At 47.6% G+C, this 14510-nt stretch carries 12 protein-coding genes and 1 riboswitch; of the genes, 1 reads left to right on the top strand and 11 read right to left on the bottom strand.

From position 1 onward, the window contains the following. Positions 1–127 precede the first annotated feature (127 nt). From VNM22_09830 to VNM22_09780, 11 genes are all read right to left on the bottom strand, one after another. Positions 128–862 (bottom strand): sulfite exporter TauE/SafE family protein, encoded by a 735-nt coding sequence (locus VNM22_09830; protein HWP47448.1) that lies wholly within the window; start codon positions 860–862, stop codon positions 128–130. 100 nt (positions 863–962) lie between these two features. Further along, entirely contained in the window at positions 963–3044 is a 2082-nt protein-coding gene (locus VNM22_09825) for a copper-translocating P-type ATPase (GenBank protein HWP47447.1), read from the bottom strand. 273 nt (positions 3045–3317) lie between these two features. Beyond that, positions 3318–3557, bottom strand: a complete 240-nt coding sequence (locus tag VNM22_09820; GenBank protein ID HWP47446.1) for a hypothetical protein — start codon at positions 3555–3557, stop codon at positions 3318–3320. Further along, positions 3526–3801, bottom strand: coding sequence for a hypothetical protein (locus VNM22_09815; protein HWP47445.1), 276 nt, complete (start codon positions 3799–3801; stop codon positions 3526–3528). The genes VNM22_09820 and VNM22_09815 overlap by 32 nt, the downstream gene beginning before the upstream one ends. Positions 3802–3807: 6 nt before the next feature. Then, positions 3808–5442, bottom strand: a complete 1635-nt coding sequence (locus tag VNM22_09810; GenBank protein ID HWP47444.1) for a cbb3-type cytochrome c oxidase subunit II — start codon at positions 5440–5442, stop codon at positions 3808–3810. A 16-nt stretch (positions 5443–5458) separates the two neighbouring features. Then, entirely contained in the window at positions 5459–6880 is a 1422-nt protein-coding gene (locus tag VNM22_09805) for a cbb3-type cytochrome c oxidase subunit I (protein HWP47443.1), read from the bottom strand. 272 nt (positions 6881–7152) lie between these two features. Next, the gene (locus VNM22_09800; protein HWP47442.1) at positions 7153–8106 is read right to left on the bottom strand and encodes a cytochrome D1 domain-containing protein; all 954 of its coding nucleotides are present in this window, start codon (positions 8104–8106) and stop codon (positions 7153–7155) included. A gap of 2 nt (positions 8107–8108) precedes the next feature. Next, positions 8109–8945, bottom strand: a complete 837-nt coding sequence (locus VNM22_09795) for a thiosulfate oxidation carrier protein SoxY (protein ID HWP47441.1) — start codon at positions 8943–8945, stop codon at positions 8109–8111. Between the two features lie 77 nt (positions 8946–9022). Continuing rightward, positions 9023–9484: a hypothetical protein gene (locus VNM22_09790; GenBank protein HWP47440.1), complete on the bottom strand. Its 462-nt coding sequence runs from the start codon at positions 9482–9484 to the stop codon at positions 9023–9025. A 48-nt stretch (positions 9485–9532) separates the two neighbouring features. Beyond that, positions 9533–10627, bottom strand: coding sequence for a metallophosphoesterase (locus VNM22_09785; GenBank protein ID HWP47439.1), 1095 nt, complete (start codon positions 10625–10627; stop codon positions 9533–9535). A gap of 147 nt (positions 10628–10774) precedes the next feature. Continuing rightward, on the bottom strand, positions 10775–11515 hold the full coding sequence (locus tag VNM22_09780; protein ID HWP47438.1) for a carboxypeptidase regulatory-like domain-containing protein: 741 nt from the start codon (positions 11513–11515) through the stop codon (positions 10775–10777). Positions 11516–11999: 484 nt separating this feature from the next. Further along, positions 12000–12086: riboswitch (cyclic di-GMP riboswitch) on the top strand. A gap of 531 nt (positions 12087–12617) precedes the next feature. Here VNM22_09780 and VNM22_09775 point away from each other — a divergent pair. Further along, positions 12618–14510: diguanylate cyclase (locus VNM22_09775; GenBank protein HWP47437.1), on the top strand; the 1893-nt coding region annotated here is incomplete at its 3' end.

The raw sequence follows: 14510 nt of genomic DNA, 5'->3' as shown, positions 1-14510 counted from the left end.
GGGGCGGGAGGCCTCCCGCCCCTACGGAAAGGGGGAACTGGGGGGCTAGGGGGGATGGGGGTGAGGGGAGTTGGGAAGTGAAAGCAGTACTATGAGATCGAAATTAAGTAAACAGTGTAGTAGTTTCTTAGTGGAAGAAGTGGATCTCCGGAATCCGGTGGGACATTTCAGGGGGAAGGAGACCCAGAGTTTTTAATCCGTGGCTCAGAAGAACTGTTCCCCAGAGAGCTATCCCTAAGCCCATAAAGCGTAAAACTTTATTACGTTTTTTTTCATCGAACCATCCCGAAAGGATTCCCAGTCCCCACATGGCCGGAACGGTCCCCAGGCTGAAAACCAGCATGAGGAGAGCCCCACGAAAAGGATCTCCGGTAGAAGCTGAAAAGGCAAACAACGTGTAGAGGAGGGGACAGGGGAGGAATCCATGGGCACAGCCCAGAAGGAACACACCAGAAGAATCTGCCAGTTTGCGATACTGTCTCCAGATGGCCTGGAAGATCCCGGCCGATTTTGAAAGGAGGGTATTCAGGAAGGAAAGTTGAGGAGAAAAGCCTATCAGGCTAAATCCCATGAAGACGATGAAAAGTCCACCCAATAAACCGACGTAACCTTCGAGTTCTGTGCGAAGACGGAAGAGATACCCCACAAATCCACAGATGAATCCGAAATAGGTGTAAAGGACTACCCGACCCAGGTTAAAAAGGAAGTGCTGGCGATGCAAAAAGGCCCGTGATCGTGGAGCCATTTTAAGGCTACCGACAGAAATCGGTCGGGTTGAATAGAGGACCACCATAGGACCACACATTCCAATGCAGTGGGTGCTCCCTACGAGGCCAAAAAGGAAAGCAAGAAAATATGTCACCCCATCGCAGGGAGTAAGCAAGTAAGGGAGTAAGGGAGTGAGTTTCCCCGACCTTTTGCTCCTTTGTTTTTTACTCCCTGGCCCTTACTCCCTTGCTCACTTACTCACCACCGTTAAATTTTTGTAACCTCAGGGAATTTCCGATGACACAGAGACTGCTGATCACCATCATCCCTGCAGAAAGGATAGGGGTCAGGACCCCTGAAGCGGCCAGAGCGATACCCAGGATATTGTAGATGAATGCCCAGAATAAATTCTCTTGAATCTTTTTATAAGCGGCAGAGGCCAGCTGAATAGCCCAGGGGATCTTTCGCAAATCCCCTCCTAGAATGCTAATATCTGCGGTTTCTTTGGCCAGATCCGTTCCAGAACCCATTGCAATCCCTACATCGGCCTGAGCTAAGGAGGGTGCGTCGTTAATTCCATCCCCTACCATAGCTACTTTGTAGCCTTGATTTTGGGCTTTCTGGATTTCCTGCGCTTTTTCAGAAGGAAGCAAATGAGCGTAAACCCGGGAGATATTTAACTTTTTGCCGACCTCATAAGCCACGAGTGGATGATCTCCCGACAAAATGGAGACTTCTAATCCCAGCCGACGGCAGGCCTTTATAGCCTGATAGGCTTCCTCTCTGACTTCATCGGAGAAACTTAAAAGGCCCCGGGCTTTTCCCTGCCAGCCACAAAAAATGACCGTTTTTCCCACCGATTGGAGCCGTTCCTTTTCAGATAAGAGAGTCTCTGAGAGGGCAAGATGATTTTCCCGAAAATAACGCTCACTACCCAGGTAAACCAACGGATTTTCTTTCCAGAGGATTCTCCCCTGAATACCCATTCCCGGCTTTACCTTGAATTCTAAGACCTTATAAAGGGGCAAATTTCTTTGTCTGGCCGCTTCTACAATGCTCTTTCCTAAAGAATGTTCAGAGCAGGTTTCTAAAGAAGCTGCAAGGGTCAGGAGTTGATTCTCATCATAGTCTTCGGAGGAAGGATCTATCAACCAGGAAGAGAGGGTCATTTTACCCTGGGTGAGGGTTCCCGTTTTATCGAAGAAAATGGATTGAAGTCGAGGAAGTTTTTCCAGAACCTCCCCGGTTCTGATAAGAATTCCTTCCCTTGCAGCCCTTCCGATACCGATACAGGTTACCATAGGGGTTGCAATTCCCAGGGCACAGGGACAGGAAATAAGTAATACGGCCAGGGAGTTCAGTAACGCAGCCTCTGTATGTCCCTTGAAAAACCATACCGTAAATGTTATCAAAGCTATACTTAAGATAACCGGAACAAACAGATTTGAAATCTTATCGACCAGGTTTTGGATAGAGGCTCGACTCAGTTGGGCTTGTTCCATAAGCCTCACAATTTGAGATAAGACGGTATCCTGACCGACATGGGTTGCTTCCATCAAGATATACCCTTCCCGGTTAAGGGTTGCACCGAATACCTTATCGTCTTTACCCTTTTGAACAGGTCTTGACTCCCCTGTGAGCATGGATTCATCCACACTGGTTTCTCCCTGGATAATTCTTCCGTCTACCGGAATTTTTTCTCCAGGCAGAACCTGGAGGATGTCTCCCACCTGGATAGCCTGGACCGGAACTTTCAGGATTTTTCCATCTTTCAGGACGGTTGCCTCTGAGGCTCCCAATTGAAGAAATTTTCGAATAGAATCCGAAGTGCTGGCTTTAGCCTTTGCCTCCAGGAATCTTCCCAGGGTTACCAGAACCAGGATCATATTGCCGGTATCGAAGTAAACCCCCTGTTGCCGGGTGAAAGTGATATAGCTGGAATAAAAATAGGCGGAGAAGGCTCCTACGGCAATTAAACTATCCATGGTAAAAGAAACCCGTCGGAGACTTCGCCAGGCGCTATAAAGAAAGGGAAGACCCAGAAAGCCCATGACCAGCGTGGAAAGGACAAAGAGGAGATAATGAATAAGGGGAAGGAGATCCGCACTTATCTCCCGGAGATCTCCAAAGTAAAGCACCAGGTTGAACATCATGGCGTTCATGGATAAAAAAACGCCTAATCCTAACTTGATTAAATTCCAGGAGGCTTCTCCCTCTTCCCCTTTTTCCCCTACAACCTGGTAGGCAATATAACAACCATAGCAACAGAATCGATCCTTTTCCAGTTCTGAATGGGAATCCCTGAATTCTGAGGATTTTTCAGTTTCGTTCTTCATCCCCCCTGGAGGGGGGCCAGGGGGGATGTTGAGCTGGTTTCTGATCTGATAGTCCCGGCTTCTGGCATAAGGTAGAGGAAGCCCGCAATGTTTACACACCATAGGTCGTTCCTCTAAAAATCACTTTTCGGAAACATGAGCAGGAAGCTCGTCTTTATAAATAAGCAACGAGCGCGTTTAAGATGTTATATAACAGTTCCAGTCCGAGAAATATCAGATTCAGGATGGCTAAAATAAAAACGATTCTTTCTGCCAGGGACATAAACTTCTCCTTTAGAATCCCAATCCTGGTCCAAGTCCTCCCCAATGTTTAAAGAGATAGAAAAGAGCCCATATTACCAGGACCAGGTAGACGATAAGGAGCCATTTGTTAACAATACCATGGTAGACCCGGATGCCTGAGAAGTGGTATTCTTCCACAGGTCCATACTTCCCCTGCACAGGTTCTACCGGGGGAGTAGATTTTTTATCTGAGCTTTGTTCACCTGTTTTTTCCTTTTCTTCCCTCTTCATGGACGACCTCCATCTCGTAGACCTTATACTTAATAGCTTCAACATCTTTGAAATTTCCTGTTAGAATAGCCCATATAAAAAAGCATAGAGCGGCAAAACCCATGAGAAGGGCTACAAAAAACTCATAAAAGGTTAGAAACTCAAGTAAAAAGACATCTTTCATTAATCTAAGGCGTAAAACGTGAATCGTGAAACGTAAAGCTACGTCTCGCATATTCCGTTTTACGCAGGTTATCGGTCTCACCGCCGATTACTCTTTCGCCGCTTTCAACTGATCCTCCACGGTTGCCGCCATCGTTTTCTTCAAGGTGGCAGGGTTAAAAGCATGTTTGGAATCCGGAGCCTGCACATCGGGAGAATCCAGGGCAGTTTTTACGGCTTCGGGAATATCATACTCTTTATTATGCAGGGGATCCCTATAAGCAGAAAAGGATAAGACATAGTAAGAGATTTGCCAGCGTTGCTCTTCCGAAAGGGTATCGATATAAGAAGGCATTGGAGTTCCATTTAACCCGGTGGACATAGTCCGGAAGATATCCCGGACGCCGGGTCCCGACTTAAAAATACCCCTTGTAAAGTCGGCCGGGCGGATCGGGAACCCCCAATCGTCTTTAAGCTCATTGGCAGAAGGTCCATCTCCCTTTCCTCCTCTCCCATGGCATTGCCAGCACTTAGCCGACTCAAAGGCTTCTTTTCCCTTGGCAATCATTTCCGGACTGGCAGGGGGTGGTTTTGGAATTTCAATGGGCGGTAGCGGGGTTTCTTCTTTCCAAAACTCCGAAAAAGTTTTAATATACTGAATCACGGCCAGCCGATCCTTTTCGGTCAACTCGTGCCAGGTTGGCATAGCCGTTCCCCGTACCCCCACGGTGATGGTCCTCAAAAGATCTCCATTGGTAGGGAGAGAGCCGGAGGGAGTGGTCCGGAATTTAAAGGTAGCACTGGTAAAGTCCCTGGGTCGGAATTCTCCAGAGAAGAAGGTAGCGGCCGGGCCGTTACCATCTCCTTTGACCCCATGGCATCCCTGACATCGCATCTGATAGACTTCCCGGCCTCGGGCAATCCATTCCTCCGATTCCGGCACTTCAAACTCCGTGGCAAACACCCGCTGAGGTTCAAAGGTATCTCGCCAGTTACCTCGATTCATACCGAGTTTCTGGATATAAGCTATCAAACCTCGTAGATCCTGTCGGGGAATGAGAATATCCACAAAATCTTTCTTAAAATACTCGGTGGACATATTTCCAAAGAATAGAACCGGCGTGCCGTCGGTTTCCTTGGTAAAGGCCAATCCCTCTTCATTGGGCGTTAAATGAATTTCTTTATCTGGATTAAACGTGAACGTTTTTCTAAGCTGCGGGTTATCGGTATCCAGGCTGAGGGTATCTCCCTCCCGTTTTATGGCCACCCGGATGGGATCATAGAAAAGCCATCGGAAGGAAGGCATGTTGGAGTCCGGGGTCAACATTCTAGGGTCCCAGTGATGGGCATAATGCCAGCCATCGGAGTATTTTAAACCTACCCGGGTCAGATCAGGTCCAATGCGGCGGGTGGAGAAAAGATGAGGAATATCAAAGGCATATTCTCCGGCCTGAGAGACAGGTCCCCAACGTTGATCTTCACCGGCTACCGGTCTTACATACTGAGAATGGCAATACCAACACCCTTCTCGGATGTAGACCCGTCGTCCTAGCTTTTCCAATTCCGTATAATCGGTGGCTTCATGTTGTACCCACTTGATCTCTCCCAGATGGGTCCTCACAGCCATGGTAACCCTTTTCTCCCGGGACTGGGGAAGCATGGCCGGGAGAAATCCCTGAACAAAAATCGCCAGGGTGATGAATAAAAATCCGGCTATAACCGCAACGGTTTTGGCATGTCGCATGTTCTATGGCCTCCTCTCACATACTGGGTACCGTACGTCCCAGCAACTCAGTTCTAGATCTGGCTCTGGTTGTCAGGAGTAAGTTAATCACCAAAAGTGACATTCCAATATCCATGGAGATTCCTGAAAAGGTTCTGAAAAGCCAGAAAGGTTTGGTGGCAATCACAGACTCTACCCATTCCACCTGTTTCATCCACATATAACCTTGCTGTAATCCACCAAAGGTGAGTCCGATGCCCATGCTGGAAATTCCGGCTGTAATGAGCCAGAAACTCCAGTTTGCCATACGGGAGCTCCACAACTCCTGCCCTGTAATTCGCTGCCATACAAAAATTGCAGGACCTAACACCCAAAGCACAAAGGTTCCAAATACTGTAAGATGTGAATGGGAAATAACAAAATCTGTAAAATGGGTGGGCTGTTGAAGGCTTCGTAAAGCTTCTGTAGAGCCCTGGAAACAACCGAATAGATACATGATGGATCCCAGGATTAGAAACTTGGCGGTGTAATTCTCATGGAATTGAGACCATCGCCCGATCATCGTCCCGAAGAAGTTCTGGATGACGGTCCAAACCGGTATGATTAACATCATACTGCTGACAATGGCAAGGGTCTCAGCCCAATCTGCGATAGGGCTATAGAGATAATGGTGGATTCCTACAAAGGGATAGAAGAAAGCCAGTGACCAGAATCCGATGAGGGAAAGTTTATGGCTATAAATGGGATTTCGGACCGAAGCCGGTAGAAAATAGTAAATCATGACATATCCGGCCGGAGTAATCCAGAGCCCAACCACATAATGAATAAAAAGTCCATGCAGTGCAGCATTATTGATGCCCGGAACCGAATATGGAACGATAAAATTCCCAAAGGCCCAGTTTATATCGGTCCAGACAAAGGCTGCGATGAGATACCAGAGACTTACATAGAGCTTTTCTTCTCGCCGTTTGGCAATGGTCACGAAGAATTGGAGCGTCAAAATCAAAAAGCAGATTTCCAGAATAATATCGGTTATTAAAGGAGCTTCTCCGGCCTCGATACCCTGATTTGATCCAAAAGCCAGGGAAATAAATCCTCCGGCCAGGGTCAGATTCCAGACCCACAGAAGGATATTACCGAGTTTGTCTCCCAGATATACCCGGGTTCCGGTAAGTCGGGGGACCACATAATAACACATTCCTATGAAAAGGGTACTGAAAACCCCTAAGATCACACCGTTTACATGAATCGGGCGAAGTCGCCCAAAGGTAAAATAGGGGGAATTACCTAAAAATTCCGGGTAATTAAACTTCGTGGAGACAATAACTCCGACCGTCGGGGCGAAGAGTACCCAGACGAATCCCCATAAAAGCCATTTCTTAACCAATGATTTGTTGACCAGCTCATCTTCCAGAGCCAGCTCCCGTTCCTCTTGCTTGACTTCAACCGCGTCGGCCATTCTGAAAACAGAAAGACAAAGGGTAAAAGTAGTACACTGTTTACTTAGTTTTGCTTGACTTTTAAAGGGCCCTCACCCCCCGGCCCCTCTCCCCCCCCCACCCCACCTCTTCCCTCCCCGCATGCAGGGAGGGAGAAGGCAGAGAGGGAAGAGCTGGGAGCGGGGAGTTGGGAAGTGAAAGTCGTACCATGAGATCAAAATTAAGTAAACAGTGTTATAGAGGACTACTGTTTGCCTTTTGTCTTTCCTTATCCCACTCTTCTTTCCAATCCTTAAGGTTTTAAAGCAATGCCATGGGGTTCCTTTCCTACCGGTATAACTTTCAGAGCCTGCCTGGAGACTGTATCTACCACCGAAATGGTATCCTCCAGGCGATTGGTAACATAAACATAGTGACCATCTGGAGAAATGGTTAAAATATCCGGCTTTTTCCCAACCGGAATGGCTCCAATCACTTGATTGGTAGAGCTATCGATAACCGAAAGCGTATTCTCTCCCCGATTGGCGACATAAACGTATTTATCATCGGGGGAAATCACCAATCCATGGGCATCCAGCCCAGTCTCTATAAACTTTACATTTTGATACGCCAGGGTATCGATGAGTGCAACTCCGTTATCGCCTCCGGCCGTTACATAGAGATGTCGACTATCCTGGGTAGTCCCACAACCCATCACATCCCTTCCTGCCGGAATCTTTGCAAGAACTTCATAACTGGTCGTATCCAACACCCAGACCTCTTCGCTTTTGCTATTGGTTACAAAGGCTTTTTTTCCGTCCCGGGAGAAAGTAATTAACTGGGGGGCTTCACCCACCGGAATAACTTTGATTAGGTTTTTAGTCGCCGCTTCAAAGACCCAGACATCGTTGGAGCCCGGATTGGCCAGGTAGGCATAACGACCATCCGGTGTGAAGGTAACCGCATGGGCCCGTTTACCTCCCGGGAGTATCGTTAAAAGTTTTCTGGAGCCTACATCAAAGACCGCCACATTGTTGGAACCTACGTGACAAACCCAGGCTTCCTTACCATCAGGACTAAAGGTAATATTGTGAGGTTCACTCCCACCGGAAGGAAGGGTCGCCAGGGTTTGATAAGTTTCTGTATCAATAATGGAAAGGGTATTGGAAGACTGATTGGTAATCCAGAGTTCACCGGCAGAAGCCGAATTTATCCCACATAAGCTGAGAAAGAGAAAAAGGACCAGAATCCGGTATAGGTTTTTCATATTTATCCGAATTTAAAATTCTCAGTGACCTCGAACCGTTGATCCCGACTGTTCGTAAAAACGATGCGCAGGGGAGCCTCTTTATGGATTCTGAGTTTAAATCCGATAAATGGATTGTCACTGAGAGCCTCTGTCATCTTATACAAACTGACTTGATTTCCGTCGTAAAAGACCTCCATGGTTTTCACATAAAAAGGGGGCTTAACCGGAACGAACTGCCCGTCTACCAGTTTTAAACCGGTTCGGCTAGGATGTTTAAATTTTACCTGAATTTTGATAATTTCCCCAGCAACTATAGCTCCTTCCTCGATCAAATGAGGAATTCTAAGGGTTGGTGGACGAATATCAAAGGTTTCTTCTTGTTGAGCATCGGTTTCGGTAGCACATCCGCCCCCTCCTTCTTTGATAGTAATCGGCTTTTGGGCAATCCACGTTCCGTGCTGATTACATTCTGCAATAACCTCCACCTGCGAGCTGCCGCTATGCATACGAACCTGCGTGGAGAGATAGGCAGCCCCGTTGGCCGGGGTCATATAGAATCGTCCTTTGGAAACCACCGGGTCCCTGCGATTGAGAATCTCAATACTTTTAATATAGTGATCCGGTTCCATGGGGTGATCCATTTCAACGATAATGGGAACGACATGGCCATTTCCGGTCAGATCAGGCGCCGTAATCCTGGGAAGATGAAGTTTTTCAAACTCGGTAAGGTGATCCACATCGGTGACCCGGTGGATCTGTTCTTCGGCCAGGGTTTTGACCGGCTCCAGGGACAGGCTACAGCTTATCCCGAAAAGGGTCGAAAATTTGAGAAAGCGTCGTCGGGTTAGGGGGTACATACCATCAACCTGGAGGCTGGAAACCCGAGGTTAGAAACCTGCCCGGTTAACCCCTTGTTTCCAGCCTCTTCAGTCTTTTAATGACGACCCGGATCCAAAACGGAACCCTTATTGGACCAGTAAATATAAGCTTCCAGAGCCTTCATGGCGTCACTTTCCGGATCAATCTTCTCCCCTTCGTTGGGTTTTTCGATGCACCAGTTGATCATATCCCGGAGGGTGGCAAATTTTCCCATTTGCTCCTGATACTTGGGGAACTCATGGGGATGTGTATCCGAAGCATAGGGGTGACACATGGCACAGGCCATTCCGGTCTTGCTGAGTTTAACACTTCCCCCTCCATGAAAGAGCTTATCCCCTTCGATGACCATGGCCATGAACTGATCCTGGAAGGCTTTAAGCTGTTGAGGCGTATGAGGTTCCTTATGAGCTTCTGCAGAGGGTGGGATCCAGATTTCCTTCAACAGGAGAGCCGAAAAAAATACCAAAAATCCGATGAATAAACTTATAAAGGCCAGGAGTTTTTTTTGTTTTATCATGGCACATCCTCCTTTGGCTAAAGGTTGAAAGATAAGGTTCCTTCTCTTTTAGAATTCCACAATACGTGGCGTCAGACGTTGGTTGATGTTATCGGCATCGCCACGATCCGAAGGACTCTCTGCAAAGACCTGTTTACGCCACATCACATATTCATTTTCAACTCTTTGGGTATCGGTTACCGTGAGCTTAGACCAACCAACTCCATCAAAGGGATCTCCTGGGTCTACTCGAATCATGGGCTTGGTGAGAGGTGGCACTCCCGTGGGCGCATAAGGCCAGGGCCAGGAAGTCGCCAGCATACCGATAGAACGCATATTACCGATCTCGTTATAGAGAACCTGATGGGTATGTCCATGAATATTGGTTACATTTTTAAACGGCTTGAGGATCTCTAGAACCTCTTTCCAGTCTCGAGTCCAGAAGTTCCAGGGTGGATAGTACTCATACAAAGGAGTATGGGTAAACAGTACGATGGGAGTTTCTTTGGAAATTCCGGATAAGGCCTTATCGTTTAACCACTGACGCTGTTCCTTTTCTACAGCTGCCCAGGGACCCGCAATAATACTATCCAGGGTCGCCATAGCCGCCATCCGCTCCTTAGGAGTCAATTTCCGCTCTGTCCAGTAATCCGGAGCCCAGGCCACCGTATTCAATCCGATGAAGCGAACCCCTTTATGATCGAAGTACCAGGGAGTCTCTCCAAAGAACTTCCGCCAGGTTTCCCCCATATCCAGATACCAGTCATGCTCGCCGGGGATAAAGTATTTCTTGGCTGTAATCTCGGATAAAATATCTCTACCCAACTCCAGCTCAACCCTCTCACCCAATTGGGATAAATCCCCTCCAAAGATGAGGAAGTCTGCCGGAGGATTCATGGCCTGAACCTCTTTGGCAGCCCGAACCGCCTTTTCAACAAAACGGGTATTAACATCCTTGGGATAGAGATGGGTGTCCGAAATCCAGGCAAACTTAAAAGTTTCTGCACCGAGGGCAATATCCATCGTGTTGATGGTAGGGAACCAGCCGACGGAGGCCGCACCTACTGCCACACCGGCTACGACGGTCTTATGAAGGAATGTTCGACGGGTCATCATAAAGGATGAATCCCCTCGAAGCTCTTGTTTTTCTTTATCCTTCTCCATACTTTACCCTCCTGATTCATATCCGAAAGTGCGAGCATCTGGTACCTCACCCCTTTGCTCCCCTTTCCTGAAGTTTCAGGAAAGGAGGATAAGGGATGAAGCAGAGGCTTGCACTCTCGGTCGGTTCAGAATCCTGGACTTTTCTTCTTATTTAGTTAGTTCTACATTTAACGTAGTTGTTTTCCCCGCCTCAATGGTCACCTCCTGTTCTTTTGTACCCACGTAATCCTGCCATACCTTAACCTTATAAGTACCCGGTGGAATATTCTCTATTTTAAACGCTCCCCCCTCACCTGTTACGGCATAGTAAGGATTATCGGAAGCATAAACCCAACCCAACATCCATCCATGGGCATCGCATTCAAACCTTACTAATTCAGGTTTCTTAGGCATGGACTTTTTAATCCGCATGCCTTGATTAGGAAGAGCCAAATTAAACAGCGTACGTTTATCGATAAAGGAATGGGTGTTATGTAGAACCGGATCGCTGTTGACCACTTCGAAGTCGGTTCCTGTAGGAACCACCTGCACATAGGGCTCAAATTCGCAATTTTTATTGTTGATAAAAGGAATTCCCTCCCGTTTCGGCCAGTCTTTTCCCTTGCCGATCCCGTCTATGAAGACAATAGCGTCCAGGACCCCACTATCCCCGGATATCTTAATTTGGGGGAGTTTCTTGATCCCGGTCCCGTCTTTATCGCAGACTTCCTTATCTTTGGTAATAACGGCGTCCTTAGGAGGAGGAACGGTTCCTTTAAATATTACTTTTCCCTCTAGGGTTCCTCCATCTTTAACTTCCATAACTTCATAGGCCTGGGCAGAAAACGACCCCATAAAGCTTATGATAATGGCCGGTAGTATCAGCCACATCTTTTTATTTTGTCGCATCTCGCACCTCCTTTGTTGAATAGGAAAAGGCTCATCTGAAAATCTTCAGGTTCAGTACGGAAGGGTTTCTTTCTCCTCCCGGCCGACTATCCTGCCTGTGTGGGAAACGGCCGGTAAGAATCACCATCATCGGATTTCACTGGTTATGTTAGGTTGTTATTTTGATGTTCTCATCCTGTTTTTTAGTTAAAACAATCAAATTCGTATTTTATTCCCGGTATTTTTATCCTGAAAAGTAATTAGCCTCTATTTTCCCCCTAAAAGAGGTATTCGGTTGAAGTTCCAGGAGACCATCCGGAAAGTTTTGGGTTTTAAACGTCTAATTTCTAGACGCCTTTCAGGAAACCATAAGACGCAAAAAACCAGGAAGATAAAACTCTCAGAATTCCTTTACAGAAATTCTTCAGGATTAAAAACTTCTTGGCATTGGAGTTGCTGTTAATCTTAACAGAACAGGTTTTAAAGCTGCGCATGGAAAGTTATTTCTCGATAAGGCCAGACTATGTGAAAACATAGGACGGAAAGCCACTGACCTAAAGTGCTCTGACACCAGGGTAGAAGGGCTGCCGAAAGAAATAACGAAGCATTAGATAGCTTCTTCCTGATTTTCTTTCCTAGCCCTTTCCCAGGAGCCCTGTCTGTAAGGATGATACCAAATCAATGTTGAAATGTGGCATAACGGATAGGGACCGTCCCATCCGTATCCAGTTAAGAAGGGGAAAAGCTTTATTTTCGACCTGAACCCCCCCTCTTCTCCCTCGAGGAAGGAATCCGGCAGGTAACCTTCTAAATTTCCCCTGGAAGGGGGTTAGGCTTTCTGGGGCAGGTTTTTAAACCTGACTCCTCTGACTTCCCTTCCCCGTAAGGGAAAGCGAGAGTGGGAACCCAGGTCATTCACGAATCCCCCCTTCCCGCGGGGAAGGGGGTTAGGTCAGAAAATTACCCCTGAAAGGAGCCGAGGGGGGGCTACCTATAGGAGGATGACCCTGCTGGATCGCCTCTACCCAGGATGTAATCTCTTCATATAGAAAATTAATAGTAAACGACATATTCAATCAGAAAAAGATGTACCAAAGGCATGGATAGGGAGGGAGCTCGTAAGATGAGGATAAAACGAATCATCAAAAAAATTTTCCGGCGTAAGCGAGTAAGGGAGAAACTAAACCAACAGAATGAATATCTGGATGCTTTACACGAAACGGCTCTGGGATTGATGAATCGGCTGAAATTGAACGACTTGCTTGAAGCCATTGTTTCCCGTGCCGGGGCTTTATTGGGAACACCTCATGGGTTTATCTACCTGGCTCAAGAGGGAGAAGCCGAGATGGTTTTACAGGTAGGTATGGGGGCTTATAGCCGGTATACAGGTCACCGTCTCAAACCCGGAGAAGGGATCGCAGGAATTATCTGGCAAACCGGTCAGCCTTTGATTGTGGAAGATTACCAGACCTGGTGGGGCCGTTCACCTGCTCCTTACCTCCCCCCTCTCACCTCTCCATCTCTCTCCTCCTATTCCCCCCTCCCAAGTTGGGAGAAGGGAAACGAGGAGAGCAGGGGGAAGGGTAAAGGAGGGGGTAAGGGGGAAATGAGAAGTGAGGGCCTTCATGCAGTTATAGCGGTACCGCTGAAATCGGATTCCCAGACGGTAGGGGTGATCGGACTGGCCTATTCTAAGGAAGATCGAACCTTCAGCGAAGACGAGGTTAAGCTGTTGAGCCGGTTTGCCGAGTTAGCCTCTATAGCCCTGGATAACGCCCGATTATACACCTCCATTGAACAGGAATTGTTTGAGCGCAGGCAGGCAGAAGAAGCCCTTCGGGCAAATGAAGAACGTCTGGCACGTATCGTTGAGACGGTTGCTGATGGCATTCTGATAGAAGATCTGGAAGGTCGAATTATTTTTGCCAACGCTGCTGCAGAGAAAATTTACGGAATATCCCACTCTTCGGCCTCTTCGCTTTCCTTCCACCAGGATGGAAAAGAGGGAAGGAGGATGAAGGATTGGAAAATTACGACACTACGAGGAAAACCTTTTCCCGATGAGAAGCGGCCCTTCACTCAAGTCCTACGAACGGGTCAACCCGTTTATGGCGTAGAACAGGTCATCCATCGTCCTGACGGAACTCAAGTGATTGTATCCCTCAATGCAGCTCCCCTTCGGGATGCCAAGGGAGCCATTACCGGTGTAATCTCCTCACTGACGGATATTACCGAACGCAAACGGGCAGAAAAAATGGTTAAGAAACTTGCGTATTATGACGCCCTCACCGGTCTACCTAACCGGTTACTTTTCAACGACCGCCTCAATCTGGCCCTGGCCCAGGCTTCTCGTAACCAGCAAACGTTGGCCCTGATCTTCCTCGACCTGGATCGCTTTAAAACCATCAATGATACCCTGGGTCATACCCTCGGAGACCGGTTGTTGCGAGAAATTGCTAAACGATTGGTAGGTTGTTTACGAAGAAGCGATACCGTCTCTCGCTTCGGAAGCGATGAATGTATTATCTCCCGCCTGGGGGGCGACGAATTTACCATTCTCCTACCGAGAATCCATCAGGTAGACGATGCGGCTAGGATTGCTCAAAGAATCCTGGACACCCTTAAACCCCCCTTTTATCTGGATGGACATGAACTCCATATTACCACAAGTTTAGGGATTGCCTTCTATCCCAATGATGGTAAAGATGCCCAGACTTTATTAAAGAATGCAGATGCTGCCATGTATCGGGCCAAGGAATGGGGCCGGAACAGCTACCGATTTTATACTTCAACCATGAATGCGAAGGCTCTTGAACGCTTGGTTCTGGAAGCTCAATTACGTCATACTGTGGAGCGAGAAGAATTTGCAGTTTACTATCAACCCCAGGTAAATCTCAAAACCGGAAAGATGGTCGGCGTGGAAGCCTTGATCCGCTGGCAACACCCAGAATTGGGACTGGTCCTCCCAGGAAACTTTATCCGACTGGCCGAAGAAACCGGCCTCATTACCTCCATC

It is taken from the genome of Candidatus Limnocylindrales bacterium, from assembly GCA_035559535.1.
GTDB lineage: Bacteria > Moduliflexota > Moduliflexia > Moduliflexales > JAUQPW01 > JAUQPW01.
The sequence above is the reverse complement of the archived record's forward strand: the minus strand, read 5'-3'. Positions and strand labels throughout refer to the sequence as shown.